Origin of the sequence: Rothia sp. HC945, from assembly GCF_051370785.1 — a bacterium.
In the GTDB taxonomy this organism is placed as follows: domain Bacteria; phylum Actinomycetota; class Actinomycetes; order Actinomycetales; family Micrococcaceae; genus Rothia.
Genome location: NZ_JBFCSN010000002.1, coordinates 253,707 through 274,229, shown reverse-complemented (window position 1 = coordinate 274,229; position 20,523 = coordinate 253,707). Strand labels below are relative to the sequence as shown.

At 66.0% G+C, this 20,523-nt stretch carries 14 protein-coding genes; 11 read left to right on the top strand and 3 right to left on the bottom strand.

The genetic code is table 11. The features are described 5' to 3' along the window. Positions 1-12: 12 nt before the first annotated feature. Entirely contained in the window at positions 13-1,329 is a 1,317-nt protein-coding gene (locus AB0Y14_RS09770) for a glycosyltransferase family 4 protein (RefSeq protein WP_436589065.1), read from the bottom strand. Between the two features lie 147 nt (positions 1,330-1,476). Here AB0Y14_RS09770 and AB0Y14_RS09765 point away from each other — a divergent pair, with 147 nt between their 5' ends. After that, a complete protein-coding gene (locus tag AB0Y14_RS09765) occupies positions 1,477-3,603 on the top strand; it encodes a cell division protein PerM (protein ID WP_436589064.1) in 2,127 nt (708 codons plus the stop codon). A gap of 36 nt (positions 3,604-3,639) precedes the next feature. Here the strand turns inward: AB0Y14_RS09765 and AB0Y14_RS09760 are convergent, their stop codons facing one another. Beyond that, positions 3,640-4,062 carry a hypothetical protein gene (locus tag AB0Y14_RS09760; RefSeq protein WP_436589063.1) on the bottom strand — a complete coding sequence of 141 codons (423 nt, stop codon included), beginning with the start codon at positions 4,060-4,062 and terminating at the stop codon, positions 3,640-3,642. A gap of 39 nt (positions 4,063-4,101) precedes the next feature. On the opposite strand from AB0Y14_RS09760, the gene purN reads away from it, so the two are divergent. The 10 genes from purN (at position 4,102) to AB0Y14_RS09710 (ending at position 16,801) form a co-directional block, all read left to right on the top strand. Continuing rightward, entirely contained in the window at positions 4,102-4,665 is a 564-nt protein-coding gene (gene purN / locus AB0Y14_RS09755) for a phosphoribosylglycinamide formyltransferase (protein WP_436589062.1), read from the top strand. Positions 4,666-4,719: 54 nt separating this feature from the next. After that, on the top strand, positions 4,720-6,330 hold the full coding sequence (gene purH / locus AB0Y14_RS09750) for a bifunctional phosphoribosylaminoimidazolecarboxamide formyltransferase/IMP cyclohydrolase (protein ID WP_436589061.1): 1,611 nt from the start codon (positions 4,720-4,722) through the stop codon (positions 6,328-6,330). Positions 6,331-6,504: 174 nt separating this feature from the next. Next, positions 6,505-7,524 carry a LacI family DNA-binding transcriptional regulator gene (locus AB0Y14_RS09745; protein WP_436589060.1) on the top strand — a complete coding sequence of 340 codons (1,020 nt, stop codon included), beginning with the start codon at positions 6,505-6,507 and terminating at the stop codon, positions 7,522-7,524. 151 nt (positions 7,525-7,675) lie between these two features. Beyond that, complete coding sequence (uxaC, locus tag AB0Y14_RS09740) at positions 7,676-9,085, top strand: glucuronate isomerase (protein WP_436589059.1); 1,410 nt, start codon at positions 7,676-7,678, stop codon at positions 9,083-9,085. Further along, positions 9,082-10,470, top strand: coding sequence for a mannitol dehydrogenase family protein (locus AB0Y14_RS09735; RefSeq protein ID WP_436589058.1), 1,389 nt, complete (start codon positions 9,082-9,084; stop codon positions 10,468-10,470). The genes uxaC and AB0Y14_RS09735 overlap by 4 nt, the downstream gene beginning before the upstream one ends. Positions 10,471-10,544: 74 nt before the next feature. Further along, on the top strand, positions 10,545-12,359 hold the full coding sequence (uidA, locus tag AB0Y14_RS09730) for a beta-glucuronidase (protein WP_436589057.1): 1,815 nt from the start codon (positions 10,545-10,547) through the stop codon (positions 12,357-12,359). Between the two features lie 83 nt (positions 12,360-12,442). Beyond that, positions 12,443-14,047 carry a glycoside-pentoside-hexuronide (GPH):cation symporter gene (locus AB0Y14_RS09725; RefSeq protein WP_436589056.1) on the top strand — a complete coding sequence of 535 codons (1,605 nt, stop codon included), beginning with the start codon at positions 12,443-12,445 and terminating at the stop codon, positions 14,045-14,047. Between the two features lie 4 nt (positions 14,048-14,051). Next, the gene (gene manD, locus AB0Y14_RS09720; protein WP_436589055.1) at positions 14,052-15,281 is read left to right on the top strand and encodes a D-mannonate dehydratase ManD; all 1,230 of its coding nucleotides are present in this window, start codon (positions 14,052-14,054) and stop codon (positions 15,279-15,281) included. Continuing rightward, complete coding sequence (locus AB0Y14_RS09715; protein WP_436589054.1) at positions 15,275-15,820, top strand: gluconokinase; 546 nt, start codon at positions 15,275-15,277, stop codon at positions 15,818-15,820. The genes manD and AB0Y14_RS09715 overlap by 7 nt, the downstream gene beginning before the upstream one ends. 9 nt (positions 15,821-15,829) lie before the next feature. Further along, complete coding sequence (locus AB0Y14_RS09710; protein WP_436589053.1) at positions 15,830-16,801, top strand: bile acid:sodium symporter family protein; 972 nt, start codon at positions 15,830-15,832, stop codon at positions 16,799-16,801. Positions 16,802-17,177: 376 nt separating this feature from the next. Here the strand turns inward: AB0Y14_RS09710 and AB0Y14_RS09705 are convergent, their stop codons facing one another. After that, complete coding sequence (locus AB0Y14_RS09705; protein WP_436589127.1) at positions 17,178-20,489, bottom strand: beta-phosphoglucomutase family hydrolase; 3,312 nt, start codon at positions 20,487-20,489, stop codon at positions 17,178-17,180. Between the last annotated feature and the right edge of the window lie 34 nt (positions 20,490-20,523).

The window sequence follows — 20,523 nt, the reverse complement described above, 5'->3', positions numbered from 1 at the left end:
CGGGTGATGAAGCTAGGGCGCTCCCACATGCCGTGGAAAGGGCAGAGGCCGGTGCCGCGTCGTCGATCGTCCGCGTCCCGGTGAGTCCGGGCCGTGCTGTTCGCGCCACCGGTGCAATTGCCGAGCCCTGTGGAACTCGCCGGCCCGATGATAATGCCGCTCGAGTTCGCGGGACGTCGCCGGCCACGACTTGGCCTCCATGGCACGTCTGCCATTCATGGCCAACTGGGCCCGAGCTGACGGGTCGACGAGTGATTCCACCATGTCACGCAGCATGCCAAGATCACCCGGACGGTACAGGCGGCCCGTGACCCCGTCCTCGATGATGTCCAACGGACCTCCGCGCCCCACGGCCACCGTGGCGACTCCCGAGGCCATTGCTTCCTGGAGCGTCTGCCCGAAGGTCTCGAACTCACCAGGGTGAGCGAAGATGTCGAGGCTCGCCACGTGATCGGCGAGCTCCGTACCGGTCAGCTGACCCGTGAACACCGCACGGTGCAGCGTCGACGCGAGCCGCGACGCATTCGGCCCATCGCCGACAATCACGAGTTTGACCCCCGGCAAGGACTGGAGCACGCGCAGGTCTTCGACTTGCTTCTCCGAAGCCAGACGCCCGACGAAGCCCACGAGAGTGTCTCCGTCTTCGGCGCCCAGGCGGCGTCGCAGATCAGCACTGCGGCGGTCCGGACGGAACAGCTCGGTATCGACCCCGCGTCCCCACCGGAAGAGGCGGGGCACTCCGAGGGTCTCCAAATATTCTGCCGAGGACCGGGAAGGCGCCAGGGTCAGCGTGGCTTCGCGATGGATCGCAGCGATGCGGTGGTCCGCCGTCGACTCGAGCCACGGCATCCCGTATCGATGCGTGTAGGCCGCTACGTCCGTCTGATAGACGGCGACACTGGGGATCCCGAGGTTTTTCGCCGCAGCCACGGCGCGTGCCCCCAGGACGAACGGGGAGGCGACGTGCACGACGTCGGGCTGATAATCCACCATGATCCTGCGCACGGCCGAGACCGTCCCCGCGGAGAACCGAAGGGTCGGATAGCCCGTGAGCGGCAGCGACGGCAATCGTAGGGTCGGTACACCTTCCACGTCGTCGACCCACTGGCCCGGTGCCGGAAGGACGACGCCGGCGCCCTCCGAACGAGCTGCTCCCTCCGCTCCCGGCCGCAGACCGGGCGACGTCGGTTCGGAGGATCTAGGGGTCCTGGGGTGAGCCCAGTCCGAGGGCTTCAGGGCTCGGCCCGAGGGCGCCAGATGCATGAGCTCGTGCCCCATACGTCGCAGATTCTCTGCGCTGCGCAGAAGGGACGTGGTCACACCGCTCATGTGGGGGACAAATGATTCCGCAACCATCAGAATTCGCACACTCCAAGAACAACCGCTGATTCCGAACATCGGGTGAAGGCCCGTGAGACCTCGGATTGCCTGTGGATTAAAAGCCAAACGCCCGCGCGCGTGACATGATGAGAGGCGATGATGAAGACGCCTCGCAGACCCCCGCGCTCCCGGTCATTGCCCATGCCGCTGTGGCTCCAGGCCATGATCGAAATACTCCTGACCAGCATCGCTTCGCTGGTTGTCGTCCTCGTCGTGCTCTTGATCGGATGGGCCTCCCTCGGGTTCGTCGGCTCGCCGGCAACGGTCCTGGCAGCGACTGGCCAATTGTGGCTGGCGGGCCACGGCGTGGACCTGCACCTGAACATCCCCATGACGGACTCCGCGCAGGCCGTCAGCGGAGTCGCGAGGCTGACGCCGCTGGGGTTGACCCTGGTGCTGCTCCTCTTCGCACGCCGTGCGGGCAAGCGGCTCGCGCGAGCCTCCTACGAGGGCCAGTTCTGGCAGGCCCTGGTCGGGGCCGGGCTGATGTACATGGCCATCGGTTTGGCGCTGAGCCTCGTGACGAGCACCTCGGCGCTGTCGACCAATCCCTTGGTCTCCGCGATCGTGCCGCTCGGCGTGCTCCTGGTCGGGATGTTCTGGGGCGGGCACAAGGTCGCGGGCTCCTGGTTGCGTCTGGTCGGCATCGACCCGAAGGAGCTGTCCGACCGGTACAGCCAGTATTCCAAGTGGGCCGGGGCCTACATGGTCTCCCTGATCCGCGCGGCCTGGGTCGGTTTCATGGGCCTCATCGCGACCGGCGCCCTGTTGGCCGGGGTCTCGATCTTCTTCCACTGGAACCGCATGATCGCGCTGTACCAGGGTCTTCATGGCGGTTTCCTCGGGGACATCTCGGTGACCTTGTTGCAATTTGCCCTGTTGCCCAATCTGATTGTCTTTGCTCTGGCCTGGGGGAGCGGCGCCGGATTCTCCGTCGGGGAGGGGACCTTGGTGTCTCCAGCGACTACGAACGCAGGCGCTCTGCCGTCCCTCCCAGTCCTCGGGGCCGTACCCGCCGACGCCACGGCATGGGCCTACGTGGTTCTGGCCCTGCCAGTACTCGCCGGTGCGCTCGCCGGGTGGTATTTCATTCGCGAGGGGGAGAACCACCTCGACGAATGGTTCGCCCTCAAACTGTCCTGGCGTTGGCTCGCCGCCGTGCTCTCGGGGCTGACCCTGGCTATCGGCCTGGGCATCCTGGTCGGTCTTGGCGCATGCCTCCTGGCGGCCATGGCCCACGGCTCGCTGGGTGTCGGCAGGTTCACTGATTTCGGCCCCAACCCTTGGGTCACGGGCATCTGGGCGGCGGTGACCATTGCGATCGGCGCCGTGATCGGTCAGCTGGTCGGGCCGTGGATCGAAAACGATCCGGCCACGGATGTCGAGCCCGAGCCACGGTCGAAGCCCTCAAACAAGGAGGCCTCGAGCGCAAAGACGTCGGCCAAGGGTGCACGGCGTGCGACGCCGGCCACGACGTCGTCGGGCAGATCGACCCGGGCGACCGGCCGGACATCCTCCCGAGGTGAAACCTCGGCCTCGAGTACCACGAAGGGCGCGGCATCACAGCGCGCGGGATCGCGATCCGCAGCGTCCGAGGCCGCGGGGTCCGGTGCCAGGGTCACCGGTGGTACGAAGGCCCGCCCGATGTCCACGGGGTCCGAGGAAGCCGCTCTGAACGGATCCGCCGCGGACCGGAGTGCTGCCTCCACACGCGCGGCGTCGACTCGAACGGCGTCCGGGGCAGGCGCCTCAAGGGCCGGAGGGGCGCGCGGGTCCGGCTCGAAGACGCGATCTTCTCCCACGCCCGCCTCATCGGCCGCGGGTTCTTCCGGGCACGGATCGACGGAGCGACCGACCAAGGTCACGGCCTCTTCCCGCAAGGTGACCCAGGAACCGATCGAAGCGGATTCCGCTGCGGGTCAGACCGAAGCGACCACATCCGGAACCGTCGACGGAGACTCGGCCCTGCCCTGGGCCGGGCCCGGAGCACCGGAAACTGCCTCCGAGCAGGACCGGGCCGGGCAGGCGCCGGAGGAGAAGGACACGCGGACCGATTCGGGGACCAAGGAATCCGCCGGGACGTCGGGTGCATCGTCGGCCCCGGACGTGGGTGCGCCGAGGGATGCCCAGGAGGGCAGGCAGGCTCCGACGGAGCCTGAGGAAGCGCACGCGGTTCCCGAGAAACGACCCGTCATCGGCCGGCCGAAACGTCGTCGTCGCTGACCGCGACGGCGACGCCGCGGCGCCACCAGTGGAACGTCACCAGTGGATCTTGCTCATCATGGAATCGAAGAGACTCTGTCGGCAGGCGTCCCCGGAGGAAATGGTCAGCGAGTTCTGGACGCATTCCCGGTACTCAGAAGTCACTCCCCACAGGGCAAGATTGACTCCGGCGTTGGCGGCGAAATAGAGATCCGCCAGGAGAACGAGCGAGAGGACGACGTACCCGATCCAGCCCGCGCGGATCCTCTTCAACGCGACCATGGTCAGGATGCACCAGAGCGCGGCCGCAACCATGAGAATCATGGACACCACCAGAGCCACCGCTCCGACGGGCGAAGTGGAGAGCAGGCTGGCCACGAGCCCCGCGACCGACAGGAGAATCGTGATCCGCGACCGATAAACCAGGGAGTGATGATGCCGTGGATTCGTCTGGTCCTCTGCGGGGTTGGGCGATGTCATGTCATCAACCCTACCGGCCGGATCGGTAGGGTTGATCGCATGCGAATAGTGGTCATGGTTTCCGGTTCCGGAACCAATCTTCAGTCTCTCCTGGATGCCGTTCGGACCGGAACGCTCGACGCCGACGTGGTCGCGGTCGGTGCCGACAAACCGTGTCGTGGCATCGAACGAGCCGGCGAGGCCGGAATCGAGGACTTCGTGGTCCCGCCGGGTGATTACCCGGACCGCGCAGCCTGGAACCGGGCCCTCGAGGAAAAAATCGCCTCGTACGATCCGGACTACGTGGTCTTCGCCGGATTCATGCGCATCGTGGATGCGGGCCTTGTAGCCCGTTTCGAGCGGAGGATCATCAACACCCATCCCGCGTTGCTGCCGTCCTTCCCCGGCGCCCACGGGGTGCGGGACGCCCTCGCCCACGGCGTGAAAATCACGGGGGTCACGGTCCACCTGGTGGACTCGGGCGTGGACACCGGACCCATCCTTGCCCAGGCCGCGGTGCCCGTCCTGGACAACGACGACGAGCAGACCCTGCACGAACGCATCAAGCAGGAAGAGCGGTCACTGCTCGTAACCACCATCAAGAACTTGGCGACCTGCCCATAGACTGGACGTCGTCACCGACAAGCAGTCAGCCAGAACCGAAGAGTTGGAGTTTCCGTGTCCCTGACCGAACTGGACCGTGTGCCTTTCAAGAGAGCCCTGATTTCCGTTTTCGACAAGACCGGGCTGGACGACCTTGCCCGCGGTCTGCATGAGGCCGGCGTAGACGTCGTCTCCACGGGCTCCACGGCGCAGAAAATCAAGGACGCCGGCGTACCGGTCACGGAAGTCGCCGAGATCACTGAGTTCCCCGAATGCCTCGAGGGCCGGGTCAAGACGCTGCACCCGCGGATCCACGCCGGAATCCTCGCGGATCGTCGCAAGAGCGACCACATCCAGCAGCTCTCTGACCTGGGCGTGGAGCCATTCGACCTCGTCGTCGTCAACTTGTACCCCTTCTCCGACACTGTCGCTTCGGGCGCCGGCGAAGAGGACATCATCGAGAAGATCGACATCGGGGGCCCCTCGATGGTCCGTGCGGCAGCGAAGAACCACCACAGCGTGTCGGTCGTCGTGGACCCGAAACAGTACGAGCGCGTCGTCGAGGCCGCCCGTGGTGGAGGGTTCGATCTGGCCGAAAGGCGGCGGCTCGCGGCGGGGGCCTTCTCCCACACGGCCGCCTACGACACTGCCGTGGCAACCTGGACCCAGCAGCAATTCGCCCAGGATCCGGACGCCAACTTCTGGCCGCCCTACGCCGGCATGGGCTTCGAGCGCTCGGAATCCTTGCGGTACGGGGAGAACCCGCACCAGCGCGGAGCCTTGTACGTCGACCCCGCGACCGCTCCCGGCATCGCGCAGGCCGAACAGCTCGGCGGCAAGGAAATGTCCTACAACAATTACGTGGACGGCGACGCCGCCCTCCGCGCGGCCTTCGACTTCGACGATCCCGCGGTCGCCGTGATCAAGCACAACAACCCCTGCGGGATCGCGGTGGCCGGGCCTGACGCGGAGGACCCCATCGCGGAAGCGCACCGCAAGGCCCACGCCTGCGACCCGTTGTCCGCGTACGGCGGCGTGATCGCGGCCAACCGCGAAGTGACCCGCGGAATGGCCGAGACGGTCAAAGGGATCTTCACCGAGGTGATTATCGCACCGTCCTATGAGCCCGAGGCCCTCGAGCTTCTCCGGACGAAAAAGAACCTCAGGATCTTGGTCCTTCCTGAGGGCTTCGAGCGCGGATCCGTCGAATACCGACAGGTGTCCGGGGGCGCCCTGTTCCAGCAGAGCGACCGCTTGCAGGCCGAAGGCGACGACCCTTCGACATGGAGCCTCGTGGCTGGGTCCGCGGCGGACGAGAAAACTCTTCAGGACTTGGCCTTCGCGTGGCGTGCCCTGCGGTCGGCCAAGTCCAACGCGATCCTTCTGGCCGACGACGGCGCCGCCGTCGGCATCGGCATGGGCCAGGTCAACCGGGTCGATTCGTGCAAGCTCTCGGTCGAACGAGCCAACTCCCTGGGTGAGGACGGTCAGGAGAGAGCTCGCGGTGCCGTGGCCGCGTCCGATGCCTTCTTCCCCTTCGCCGACGGCCTCGAGGTCCTGCTGGAATCCGGTGTGCGCGCCGTCGTCCAGCCGGGTGGTTCGATCCGCGACGAGGAAGTCATCGACGCCGCCGAGAAGGCCGGCGTGACAATGTACGTGACGGGCGCCCGTCACTTCTTCCACTAGATCAGTCACCGGCGGTACGCCGCTCCTTGTCGCCCGATCGACCTGCCAGGTCTCGTCCGGGGCAAGGCGCGGCGCGGCCGGCGACGCCGCGCGCTCAGCTCCGGGCTGCCACGGCTCGGCGGCGACGGGGTGGAGCAATTGACCCTTCGGGTCGAGGGGGACCAAAATCAGGTCATGCGCAGTGACGGGGAGATCGAATCGGGCGAATCAGTGACCATCTACGATGTGGCTGCTGAAGCCGGGGTCGCCGCATCGACCGTCTCCAGGACCTTTTCCCGCCCCGGCCGGGTCTCCTACTCCACGGCGGAGAGAGTGCGCGCCGCGGCCGAACGCATCGGATACCGGACCGAGGCCGTGGCGCGTGCCTCGGCTACCGGGGGTTCGGCGACGAAGACCCTGGGCCTCGTGGTCGCGGACATCGCCAACCCCGTATTCATCGAGATGGTGCGAGGCGCGGAGTACGCCGCGTCGCAGGCGGGGCTCACGGTGGTCTTCTCCAATTCCCGCGAGAACGGGAAGCGCGAGTACGAGGCCCTGAACCGCGCCCTGCCGACGGTCGACGGACTGCTTCTCGCGGGGTCCAGACTGCCCGACACCACGATCCGTACGTTCGCCAAACAGAAGGCGATGGTCGTCATGAACCGAGAGGTTCGCGGCGTCGCGTCGGTCGTGATCGACCAGCGCGAAGGTGCTCACACCGCCGCCGAACATCTGGCGAGTCACGGGGCACGTAGCATCGCCTACCTCGCGGGCCCCGAACGATCGTGGGCCGACGGTATGCGATGGACGGGGGTCCGCGATGCGGCGGCCGTGCTCGGGATCGAGGCCCGACGACTGGGCCCGTTCCTGCCGACCATGACCGGCGGACAACGTGCCGCCGAAGCCTGGTTGGGCTCTCGTACGGACGGAGTGATCGCCTACAACGACCTGATGGCCCTCAGCTTCATGCAGACCGTCCAGATCCGGGGCCTGGAGGTTCCGGACGACGTCGGCATCGTGGGGTTCGATGACTTGCTGGCCTCCCGCCTGACCAGGCCCCAGCTGAGCACGGTCATCGGGCCGCTCGAACGCATGGGTGCGACGGCGGCGGCCCACGTGATGGCGATAGCGAACGGGGCACACGCCACCACGGACCGACCGGTCGTCATGCCCGCGCGATTGATCGCGCGGGGCAGCTCGGAACCGCGGCCCTGATTTCACGCCGTACGGTCGACGGCGGAACGCTCCCGATGCTCGGGTGATCGGCCGTTGCCCTCCGACGGTTGCCGAGATCTCCTCGAGAAGCGATCTGGCAACTAGTGGCAACCGTTGCCCGTGTCACCGCGTCCGGACGTGCAATGGACTCATGACACAGTCCATTGCCACACACCCCGATCGGCTTCTTCCCGCGGACCCCGCGACGCGGACCATCGCGCGGGAACTGGTGGAGGTCGCCGAGACACTTCCGTTGCTCTCCCCGCACGGGCACGTCCCGGCGGAGGCCATCGCGCGCAATGATGCGTTCCCGGATCCCGCTGCCTTGCTGATCAGCCCGGACCATTATGTGTATCGCTTGCTCAACGCCGACGGCGTGAACCCGGAGGAAGTCAACGCCGGCACCTCCGACGCCGCCGACCCGCGGGACGTCTGGCGGGCTTTCTGCGAGCGGTGGGAACTCTTCGACGGCACCGCATCCGGGTACTGGCTCCGCCGCGAGCTGGTCACCGTTTTCGGCATCGACGACGCCACGATCGATGGGGCCCAAGCCGATGAACTCTACGACCTGATCTCCGACGTGCTGGGTCGGCCCGGCTTCCGCCCGCGAGAGTTGTTCCGGGACTTCGGCCTGGAAGTCTTGGCGACCACGGATGACCCGCTGGACGATCTCTCGGCCCACCGACAGTTGGCAGAGGACCAGGATTTTGCGGGGAAGGTCCTTCCCACGTTCCGCCCGGATGCTTACGTCAAATTCTGGAATCCGTCCTTCGCCACGAACGCCGATCGACTCGTCCAGGAAGCAGGCGACGGTCTGTCCGGATACCGGGGGTACCTCCGGGCCATGGAGAATCGTCGTCGTTACTTCGTGGAGAACGGTGCGGTGTCGGCCGACCACGGCGTGTGGCGCCCCGAAGCCGCTCGTTTGGACGACGCCGAAGCGGCCGAACTGTTCGAGAAGGGCGTCTCCGGCACCGCGACGGGGGCGGAGGCCCTGCGGTTCGAGGCGAACATGACCTACCAGTTCGCCCGGATGTCCGTGGACGACGGACTGACCATGACGATCCACCCAGGTTCTTACCGCGATCACAGCACGCAGACCGTCGAACGCTTCGGCCCGGATACGGGCAACGACATCCCCTTCGCGGTTGACTTCACACGAGGTCTGCAACCGATGCTGTCCGATTTCGGCAATTCGGACGATTTCAATCTGGTGCTCTTCACGCTCGACGAGACCACGTTCTCGCGGGAGATCGCGCCCCTCGCCGGCTTCTACAGGGCGGTCTACGCGGGTGCCCCCTGGTGGTTCCTGGATGAGCCGGACGCGATGCACCGATTCCGAGCGGCGACGACCGGGACCCTCGGATTCTCCCGAACCTCCGGCTTCATCGACGACACGCGTGCATTCTGCTCCATACCGGCCCGCCACGACGCCGCCCGCCGCGTCGACGCCGGCTTTCTGGCCAGGCTCGTGGTCGAGCACCGCATCACCGAGGAGCGTGCTCGCACCGCGATGGTAGAGCTCACGGACACGAACCCCCGAAAGGTCTTCAACCTATGAGCACACCGCTGAACAGGAACACTGCGGGAGAACGGACGGGGTCGATTCCGCCCGTCCGGATGGTTCACCTGGGGCTGGGAGCCTTCCACCGCGCCCACCAGGCCTGGTTCACCCAGCACGCCGAGACGGACGCGGCCCGCCCCGAGTGGGGCATCGCTGCCTTCACCGGCAGGAGCGCCCGGGCCGCCGAGGACCTGACGGCCCAGGACGGGCTGTACTTCTTGGCGGAGCGATCGGCCGAAGGGGACGCGTTCGAACTGGTGAGTTCCATCGTCGAGGCCGATCCGGCCTCGGATTCGCCCCGACTGGTCGCCTTGCTCTCCGATGCCCAAGTAGCGGTCGTGACCCTGACCGTGACGGAAGCCGGATACCACCTCGACCCCTCCGGACGTTTGGACGTCGACGACGAGGCCGTTTCATCGGACGTCACCGTGCTGAAGAAATCCCTTCCGGAGCCCCCCGCGGCCCCAGAACTGCGCACCGCGGCGGGACGGCTGGTTCTGGGCCTCGACCGGCGGATCCGGTCTCTCGGGGACCGGGCCGGTATCGCCGTCGTCTCGTGCGACAACATGGCCGACAACGCGACCGCGGTACGCAGCGCAGTGCTCGGGATGGCCCGAGCATGCCAGGACGGTCTGGCAGAGAGACTCGACGAAGCCGTTTCGTGGGTCGGGACCTCCGTCGACCGGATCACCCCCGCCACCACGCAGGATCTGCGGCGCGAGGTCACCGAAGAGACAGGGTACGACGACGCCGCCCCCGTCGTCGCGGAGCCCTTCCGCTCCTGGGTCCTGGCGGGTGACTTCCCGGCCGGACGGCCCGCGTGGGAGAACGCGGGTGCGGAATTCGTCGATGACCTCGAGCCGTTCGAGCGCCGGAAACTGTGGTTGCTGAACGGAACCCACAGCTATATGGCCTACGCGGGTCAGAGGGCGGGCCACCGTTCGGTCGCCGAAGCGATCGCGGATCCGGAGATCCTGGAGGGCGTCGAAGACTTCTGGGACGAGGCAGAGAGGCATCTGACCGACCCTTGCCTCGACATCCCGGCATACCGGGAGAGCCTGCTGGCACGCTACCGCAATCCACGGATCCACCATCTGCTGGCACAGATCGGGAAGGACGGAGCGCAGAAGATGCGCATCCGCGCCGTGCCCGTGTACGAGGCGGAACGCGAGTCGGGCCGGACCGGCGCCGCGGCAGCCCGGTCGATCCGGGCCTGGATCGACTGGCTCCGGACCCAGGATCCCGAAAACCTCGAGGACGGCGAGGCCGTCGCTCTCCGGTCGGCGCTCGCCGGGGAAGAACCTGCACGAGCGCTGCTCGATGTGCTCCGCCCGGGCCTCGGCCAGGATACGCATCTCGTCTCGTTGGTCGCCGGCGACTGACTGCTCCCCACGCAGGCCCCACGAGGGCCTGCCGCCCCACCGGGCTGTGCCCGGATCAGAAAGGACTGCTTGACATGCTCCGACCTCAAGAAAGCACCACGCGGCAACGCGTCGCCCTGAACGGTCTCTACGATTTCGCGGTGGACTGGAACCACGAGGGATTCGACAACGGGTGGGCGATTGGCCTGCCCCGTCAGGGCCTCACCGCCCCGGTACCGGGGTCCTACAACGATCTCTTTGCCGACAACGCCATTCGGGAGCACATCGGTTGGGTCTGGTACTCCCGCCGGATTCGCGTTCCACGAGGGTTCCACGGGCAGCGGATCGTCCTCCGGCTGGACGCGGCAACTCACCTCGGCGTCGTCTTCGTCGACGGCCGCGAGGTCGCCCGCCACCAGGGCGGTTACACCCCCTTCGAGGCCGACGTGACCGATGTGGTCGAACCTGGCCGTGAATTCCTGCTCACGGTGGCCGTCAACAACGAACTGTCCCACGAGACGCTGCCTCCCGGCGAGGTGACCCAGGACGACGACGGCCGCAAACATCTGGCCTACCGGCACGACTTCTTCAACTACGCCGGCCTCCACCGATCGATCTGGCTGTACGCCGTGGACCCGACCCGGCTCGAGGACGTGACCGTGACGACCGACGTCGACCGGGACACAGGCCGCGGAACGGTACGGTACGCCGCTGACTTCGCGGGCGAGGCGACCGAGGCAGCCCTGCAGGTCCTGGACGCGGACGGTGCCGTCGTTGCCGCGACGGATCGCGTCCATGTCGACGGCGGTTCTCTCGACGGCGAGCTGTCCTGGGGCGACGTCAACCTGTGGCAACCGCGCCACGGATACTTGTACACGCTGCGCGTCCTGACCTACGAGGGTGAACGGCTCGCCGACGAGTACGACCAGCGATTCGGCGTGCGCACCGTCGAGGTCCGGGGCAAACAGTTCCTCATCAACGGCGAGCCGTTCTACTTCACCGGCTTCGGGATGCACGAGGACCACGAGACCATCGGCAAGGCCCACTCGGACGCCCACATGATCCAGGATTTCGCGTTGCTGGACTGGATCAATGCCAACTCGTTCCGGACCTCGCACTACCCGTACTCGGAAGAGATCATGGACTACGCGGACGAACGCGGAATCGTGGTGATCGACGAGACCCCGGCCGTCGGGCTGAACTGGCACATGGGTGCCGGGATCATGGACCAGGGCGGCGGCAACACCTTCGACCCCGGCAACGTGGACGAGAGGACCCGGGAGGTCCACGCCCAAGAGATTCGTGAACTCGTCCAGCAGGACAAGAACCACCCCTCGGTGGTCCTGTGGTCGATCTCGAACGAGCCGGACTCAGGAGCCGACGGCGCGCTCGAATACTTCGAGCCGCTCGCCCGGCTGGCCCGCGAGCTGGACCCCTCCCGACCCATCGGATTCGTCAACGTCATGTTCGCCCCGTGCGGCGTGGACAGGATCTCGCACCTCTTCGACGTCCTCATGCTCAATCGCTACTACGGCTGGTACGAGAACTCCGGTGACATCGAGGCTGCGCGGCGGATACTGCGCTCTGAACTCGAGGACTGGGACCAGCAGTACGGGAAACCCACCCTCATGACGGAGTACGGGGCGGACACCGTGGCCGGGCTGCACTCGGTCTACGAAATCCCGTTCACCGAGGAGTACCAGGTGGCCTTGCTCCGCATGTATCACGAGGAATTCGATCGGGTTGAGTGCATGGTCGGCGAACAGGTGTGGAATTTCGCCGACTTCCAGACCAAGAACGGTTTCGCCCGTGTCGATGGGAACAAGAAGGGAACCTTCACCCGGGACCGCAAACCCAAGGCACTCGCGCACGAGCTACGGCGGAGGTGGGCCGAGAAACTCGGCCGCTGAGCGCTTCGGTCTCATTGAACGGGCGGCCTTCCTCGGGCCACCGACCAGAGCCCCCACGGGCACACCAGGCAAAGGAGCCTGCCATGTCTGACATATCCACATCATCCATACCCCACGTGGCAAGGGAGCACCTGCCGAAGACGAGGATCGTCGGGTACGGTCTCGGCGACGCCGGATGCAATATCGCGTTCCAGATGACCGGGACCTTTCTCCTGCTCTTCTACACGGACGTCGTCGGCATACACCCGGCCCACGCGAGTGCGATCTTCCTCTTCGTGAAGATTTGGGACGCCTTCGCGGACCTCTTCGCCGGGCGCATGGTGGATCGCACGATGACGCGGTGGGGCAAGTTCCGTCCCTTCCTTCTCTGGTACACGGTTCCGTTGCTCGTGGTGAACGTGCTCTGCTTCTGGATTCCGGTGGACTCGTACGCGACCAAGATCGTGTGGGCGACCGTCAGCTACGCGGTGCTGGGCCTGCTGTATTCGATGGTCAACATCCCGTTCGGGTCATTGGCCGGTGCCATGAGCCAGAACCCGGTGGACCGCTCGCGGCTCGCCTCCGCGCGGATGGTCGGCTCAGGTGCCACGATCCTGTTGCTCTCGGTGTTTCTGGCACCGCGGCTCAAGCAAGCGGCGGATCTCTCGACCACGTTCCTGATCACCTCCGTCGCCTTCCTGGTGATTGGCGCCGTCTTCTTCGGCATCACCTTCCTGACGTCCAAGGAGGTGGTGTTCCGCGAGGTCGAGAAGGTCAGCTTCAAGGAAACCCTGTCCACCATCCGGCAGAACGGGCCGCTGTTGAGATTGTGCTTGTCTTCGGTCTTTTACCTGACGGCCCAGTCGATGGTTGCCGCGCTGACCATCTACCTGGCCAACGTCGTGCTCGGGCGCTACACCTCCGGAGGATGGGTTGCGTCCGTATCGATCGTGATCACCACCGGGGCGGTGCTCTACGTCGGTCCGTTCGGCCCGGCCGTCACCCGCGCCCTGGGCAAGAAGCGAGGGTTCATCTACAACTGCGTCGTCGCTGCGGCCGGCGGCGTCCTGTTCGCTGTGAGCAACTCGGTGTGGCACTCGCTCGTCACGAGCCTCATCGGCCTGTTCCTGGTGGGAGTCGGCATGGGGCTGCTCAACACGATGACCTGGGCGCTCGAAGCGGACACCGTCGAATACGGCGAGTACAAGACCGGCGTACGCACCGAGGGCGCGACCTACGCCGCCTTCTCGTTCACGCGCAAGGTCGGGCAGGCCCTCGGCCAGGCCCTGGGCGGCGTCGCCCTGACCTGGGCAGGATATACAGCGGGGCAGGGAGACCAGGGCGACGGCGTCGTCACCGGCCTGGCCGCGTATGGCGGGCTGATCCCCGCCGCAGTGTTTGTTCTCGCGCTGATCGTGATGGCCGGTTACCCGCTCACCGAGGACAAATTCACAGTGATTATGAAGTCGATCGAGGCAAACCGGAGGTTGCGCCACGAAGACCTCCGCACCGGTGCGGTTCCCGCGGCCGTGGAGACGAGCGAAGATCTCGCAGGACCCACCGCGAGCACGTCGCATCCCACGACCGCGGCGAACACGACCGTGCCCGAACACGATCAACCCAGAATCCGCATTATCGAGGACGACCCGGGGGCCGAGGCGCCGCGGGAAGACTCCTCCGAGACCGACGACCCATCGAAAGGACAGTAGAACAATGCGTACTGAGAAAGCCGAAGTTTTTGTCACGAGTCCCTCCCGCAACTTCGTGACGCTCAGGATCACGACCGACGACGGCGTGACCGGGATCGGGGACGCGACTCTCAACGGGCGCGAGCTCGCCGTGGCCGCGTATCTGAAGGAGCACGTCTGCCAGTTGCTGCTGGACAAGGACCCCAGCACCATCGAGGACACCTGGCAGTTCCTGTACCGGGCGTCCTACTGGCGTCGTGGACCGGTCACGATGGCCGCGATTGCCGCGGTCGACATGGCCCTGTGGGACATCAAGGGGAAGGTCGCGGGTCTGCCCGTCTACCAGCTCCTGGGCGGGGCGTCGCGTCGCGGCTGCCGGGCCTACGGCCACGCCTCGGGGCGAGACCTCGAGCACCTCTTCGACTCGATCCGTGAGGAACTGGACCTGGGATACAAGTCGATTCGTGTCCAGACGTCGGTGCCCGGGATCGAGAAACTGTACGGCGTCGCGGCGCAGGAACAATCGACAGGGGAGCGGTACGATTTCGAGCCCGCCAATCGCGGGACCCAGCCCGTCGAAGAGGATTGGGACACCCGCGCCTATCTTCGCCACGTCCCAACCGTATTCGAAGCGGTGCGCAACGAATTCGGTCCGGAGCTGCCGTTGCTGCATGACGGCCACCACCGGATGACCCCGCGCGAGGCCGCCCAGTTGGGCAAGTCGCTGGAGCCGTTCGACCTGTACTGGCTCGAGGACTGCACCCCGGCCGAGAACCAGGAAGCCCTGCGTCTCGTCCGCCAGCACACCACGACCCCCTTGGCGATTGGAGAGGTCTTCAACTCGGTCTACGACATCAAGGACCTCATTCAGGAGCAGCTCATCGACTTCGTCCGTTGCGCATCGACTCACTTCGGTGGCATCACACCCTTGCGGAAGGTCATGAACTTCGCCGAGATGTACCAGGTCAGGTCCGGTTTCCACGGGCCGACCGATGTTTCGCCGATCGGGTTCGCGGCCCAACTGCACCTGGGTCTGTCGATCCACAACTACGGCCTGCAGGAGTACATGCCGCACTCCCGACTGACCCGCGAGGTCTTCCACGAGGGACTGACCTTCGAGAACGGGTACCTGCACCCCGGCGACACTCCAGGCCTCGGAGTCGAGTTCGATGAGACGGCGGCCGGTCGTTTCCCCTACGATCAGGCATATCTTCCTTACAACCGACTGGCCGATGGGACCGTTCACAATTGGTAGACCACCATCTCTCCGCACCTCCGCTGATTCTGGTCATGGGAGTGTCCGGAGCAGGCAAGACGACGATCGGCTCTCTGCTCGCGACCCGTCTCGGGGCCGAGTTCATCGACGCCGACTCTCTCCATCCTCTCTCCAACGTGGAGAAGATGGCGGCCGGGAACCCCCTGACGGACGAGGACCGGTGGCCGTGGTTGCACGTCGTCGGGCAGACGCTGCAGAAGGCCGCGGCAGTCGGCCCGGAAGGGGCGGGTCTGGTCATCGCCTGCTCGGCCCTTCGGCGGTCCTACCGAGAAGCGATTCTTGCCGAGGCCCCCCGGACGTTCTTCGTGCACCTCGCGGGCGACGAGGAAACCTTGTCCCACCGGCTCGAGGGCCGCAGCGATCACTTCATGCCGACTGGGCTTCTGCGCTCACAGTTGGAGACGCTGGAGGAGCTCGGGGACCACGAACCCGGCGCGCGGATCGACATCGACGCGCCGATCGATCACATCCTGGACGATTCCGTGCGAGCCATAGCAGCCTCTGCCGTGACCTGGTAGACAGTGCTCATGCACTCCACCCAGTCAGGGACCCCCGGTCCGGCCAAGAAGTCCGAAGAACGCAGCGCCCTCTATGCGGTGACGATCTTTCCGCTGCTGATTCTCGCCGCGGGCGTGCTGGGCTTCGTCCTGCCCGGTGCTTTCGCCGGACTCTCAGGATGGGTCAATCCTTTGTTGGGCATCATCATGTTCGGCATGGGCCTCACCCTCACCGCGCCCGATTTCGCGCTGGTGGTCAAGAACCCCGTACCCGTGGTGATCGGAGTGGTCGCACAGTTCGTGATCATGCCCCTGCTGGGTCTCCTGATTTCTTGGGTCCTCCAGCTCCCGGCGGAACTGGCGGTCGGCGTGATCCTAGTGGGGTGCTGCCCGGGCGGCACGGCGTCGAACGTCGTGTCCTACCTGGCCAAGGGCGACGTCGCCCTTTCCGTGGCGATGACATCGATCTCTACCCTCATCGCCCCCTTCCTGACCCCGTTGTTGGCCGTGTGGCTCGCGGGGGAGAGGATGGACGTGAGCGGTACCGAGATGATGCTCTCCATCCTCGAGGTCGTGCTGGTTCCGGTGCTCCTGGGCCTCGTGGTCCGCGGCCTGGTCCCGCGCGTCGTGGTCGCCGTGACGCCCGCATTGCCGTGGGTTTCGGTCGCGGCCATTTCCGTGATCGTCGCGATCGTGGTCGCCGGATCGGCTGCGGCCATCGTTTCGGCTGGCCTGCTCGTGCTGCTCGCCGTCGTACTCCACAACGGGCTCGGATATTTGCTGGGCTACGGCGCGGCAACACTGTTCAGGGTGCCCGTGTCCGCTCGGCGAACCACCGCGATCGAGGTGGGGATGCAGAACTCCGGGTTGGCGACGTCGCTCGCCAGAACATACTTCACCCCCGAGGCCGCCTTGCCCGGTGCGGTCTTCTCGGTGTGGCACAACGTCTCCGGCGCACTCGTCGCAGCGTTCTTGCGCCGCCGCTCCGCCGCCCGCGACTAAGGTACGGGGCGGAACGGCGGGTCGCTGGGCGCACGAGACGGAACCTCGGGTAACTGGGCGTGTGCGGCTGGGCGCGGTCGGCTACCCCGTGCCGCCGTCTGTCGCATGTCGCCTGTCGCCTCCGACGTCGTTGGGTGGCGGTTGCCCGATGAGGAGCTGTTTACCCCTGTTGAATGGGGATTGAACCGCCACCTAACGGGGGTCATCGCCTCTCCCTCGGGTAACCGCCACGGAACGGAAGCGTGGGTGCGCGCGGCCTTTGCCACGTCGCGGAGCGAGCGACGGGCGAGCGACGGGCGAGCGGCGAACGAGCCAGGGCACGTTGGCACCTGCGGACCCGGCCCACCGGCGCTCAGCTCCGACGCGCCCCCGACCGTTATCGCTTCACGGCGTGCAGGTCCTCGAGCCGGTACTCGCAGGATTCCCCGCCTGGGAGGACAGTCTCGAAGTCGCCTACCCGCACGCGGACGGCGCTCGCCTTCTTGGATCTGGCCGAGAGCCGGACGCGCGTCGCATCGATGAAGACGTCCAACAATTGGCCGTGGTACTGAACCTCGAAGCCCACCGACTTCAGCTCCTCGGGCATCGAAGGCTCCAGCTGGATGCAGTCGGTCAGCACCTGCACGCCGGCGTAGGCGCGCTGCACGACGTCGAGCGTCCCGCACATCGCGCCCAGGTGAATGCCTTCCTGAGTCGTGCCGCCCTGAGTGTCGTCCAGGTCAGCCATGAGGGCGTCCTGGTAGACGCTCCACGAATGGCGAGGATCCACGCGCGACATGATCGAGGCCGTCACGACCCGGGAGAGGGTCGACCCGTTGGACGTGCGGGCGAGGTAGTAGTCGATGGTCTCTTCGATCTTGGCGAGGGAGACGTCGTAGCCCAGCAACGAAAGCTGTTCCTGCAGTCCGCGCTGGCCGAAGAGATACACGAGCATCAACGTGTCGGCCTGCTTGGACAGTTTGTAGTTGTTCGTCGCGTCGTCCTCGGCCTCGAGGATGAGGTCCATGCGGCCGATGTTGCCGTACTTGCGGCGGTAGTGGTCCCAATCGATCTCGGCCAGGTCGTCGTAACCGTCGAACTGACTGATCGTACCGTTCCGGTTGAAGGGAACGGCCATGTTCGCGGCCATGTGCTGCCAGGCAGCGAGTTCGGCTTCGGTCACGTTGTTGGCCGAGGTCACCCGCAGGGCCTGGTGCTCGGGAAGTTCCTCAAAGATCTCGACCGTGTGCCGGAAGAGCCACGCGGCCAGGACATTCGTGTAGGCGTTGTCCTTCAGCCCGCCGCCGTCCTCGGAACCGGGGTAGCCGTCGTGGTATTCGTCCGGTCCCATGGCACCCTCGATGTGGTACCGCTTGTCTTCCGCATCAAAGGTGACCAACGAGGTGAAGAACCGGGCGATCTCGACCATGAGCTCCGCGCCCTGGTGCGCCAGCCAGCTCGTGTCGCCCGTGGCCGTGTAGTAAGTCCACGAGTTGTAGGCGATCGCGAGCCCGACGTGGAACTGGCGCCACGAATTATCCGGCATCCACCGGTCCGAATGGGGGTTGTAGAGCTCCACGGGAGTCTCCTCCCGCCCGTCGGATCCGGACTGCCACGGGAACATGGCGCCGCTGGCCCCGAACTCTGTGGCCTTGTCGCGTGCCGCAGGCAACCGCGCCCACCGGTACTGCAAGAGCGAACGGGTCACGAAAGGCAGGCGCATGGTGATGATCGGGAGGATGAATATCTCGTCCCAGAAGATGTGTCCGCGATAGCCCTCGCCGTGCAGCCCTCGGGCGGTGACGCCGGCGTCGTTGAGCTCCATGTTGGGGCCGAGCGTCTGGACGATGTGGAAAATGTGCAGGCGCAGGGCGAGCATCGTGGTCACATCCGTCTCGATATCGACGGCGAACCGGGCCCACAGCCTGGACCACGCCTGCTGGTGCGGGCCGTACAGCGCGGAGAACCCGTTTTCGGTCCTGTTCAGGGCTTCGACCGCGCCGAGAACCGCGGAGGCGATGGCCGAATCGCGGGAAGTCACCAGGGCCGTGGTCGTGTCGAAGACGACCTCTTTGCCGTCCTGCCCGTCGACCCTGTACCGACGCATCTCGACGCCGCCCGGACGGATCTCCCTCTCGAGCTTTGAGGTTACCGAGCCGTTGACCGTCGTCCGCTGGGCGACGGCGACCTCGTGCCCCGACTGGTTGGTGCGTACGACATTGATCAGCGTGTTGTCCGGAAGCGTGGTGGAGGCTTCCGCGACCAGATGGTGGCGCGCGAGGTCGCGGTATTCCGCGACGTTGTTGTTCGTGACGTTCGGGTCGATGCCGCTCCGCACGTGGACGCGTCCCGTCCAACCCAGCGGCGTCACGGTGGTCTCCATGGCCGCCAGGTGCCGGTGCTCCATGGACACCAGGCGCTTTTGCGTGATTTTGACCCGACGGGGCGTCTCCGAGACGGGTTCGGTGTCGGTGCTGGGCACCTCTTCGAGCAGACAGGTCCGGGTGAGAACCCCGTGGCGCAGGTCCAATTCGGTGACCTCGTCCAGCGGGGTCATGCCGCCCTCGGACCACCAGTCCCCGCCCCGAAGCCGAACATCGAAGAACTGGAAGTTCGGCAGATTGACCATCGACTCGTGTTCGAGGTCGCGGCCATTGATGTGGGAGACGACGCGGTTGAACAGGCCGGCCACGTAGGTGCCGGGGTAGTGGACGCCGTCGTCTCCGCGCTCGGGCCGGCAACCACGAACACCCATGTACCCGTTGGCCAGGGTCAGCAGGGCCTCACGATGGCCTTCCTGTTCGGGGTCGAAGCCGTGGAACACGAGCTTCCACGAGTCGTTCCGCTCCGCACCCAGGTCGAGTTCTCCGACGTCGTTGTGAACCAGATCCGCGCCGGCCTCCTCCAACTCGTTGCGGTCTCCGTGGCGATTGATCCCGACGACGAGCCCGAATCCTCCCGCACGCGCCGCCTGGACCCCGGACACGGCGTCCTCGATGACGGCAGCTTCGGCAGGGGAAACCCCGAGCTGGCGGGCCGCGGCCAGGAACATGTCCGGCGCAGGTTTTCCGGGCACATTGTTCTCGAGCGCGTAGGTTCCGTCGATGACGAGGTCGAAGAGGTCGTCGAGTCCAGCAGCCTCGAGAACCGAGGTCGAGTTCCTGGACGCCGTGACCAACGCGATCGGCACTCCGCTTCGTTGGAGCCGACGCGCAAGCGAGACGGTGCCCTTGAACACCGTCACGCCGTTGGACTCGAGTTCTTCCTGGAAGTAGTCGTTCTTGAGGCGTGACTGGCCCTGGACGGTCCACTGCCCCGAGGGGTCGTCCTCGCTGCCTTCGGGGAGTGCTGCGTGACGAGAGGCCAGAAGAGTGCGCACGCCGTCCTCGCGGGCGCGTCCGTCCACATAGGACCTGTAATCCGTGGAGATACTGAATTCCCTGCGGTCGATATCCCCGGCGTCGTGACCTTCGGAGGGCTCCAGGCGGGGATCCGCGAGGATTGCATCGAAGAGCTTCTTCCACGCGTTGGAATGCACGGATGCGGTATCCGTGACGACTCCGTCCATATCGAAGATCACGGCCTTCTGCGGCACCGACAGAGGCATCTGTGATCGGTTTTCTCTCGTGGTGCTCGAGTCCGGTCGATAAGGGGAACCGGAGCGGAGGTTCAAGGGATCACTGGCTCCGAGCGAGGTGAGAGAGTTCATCAAGGACCTTTCCTGTTGGCTCAGGCAACCATTA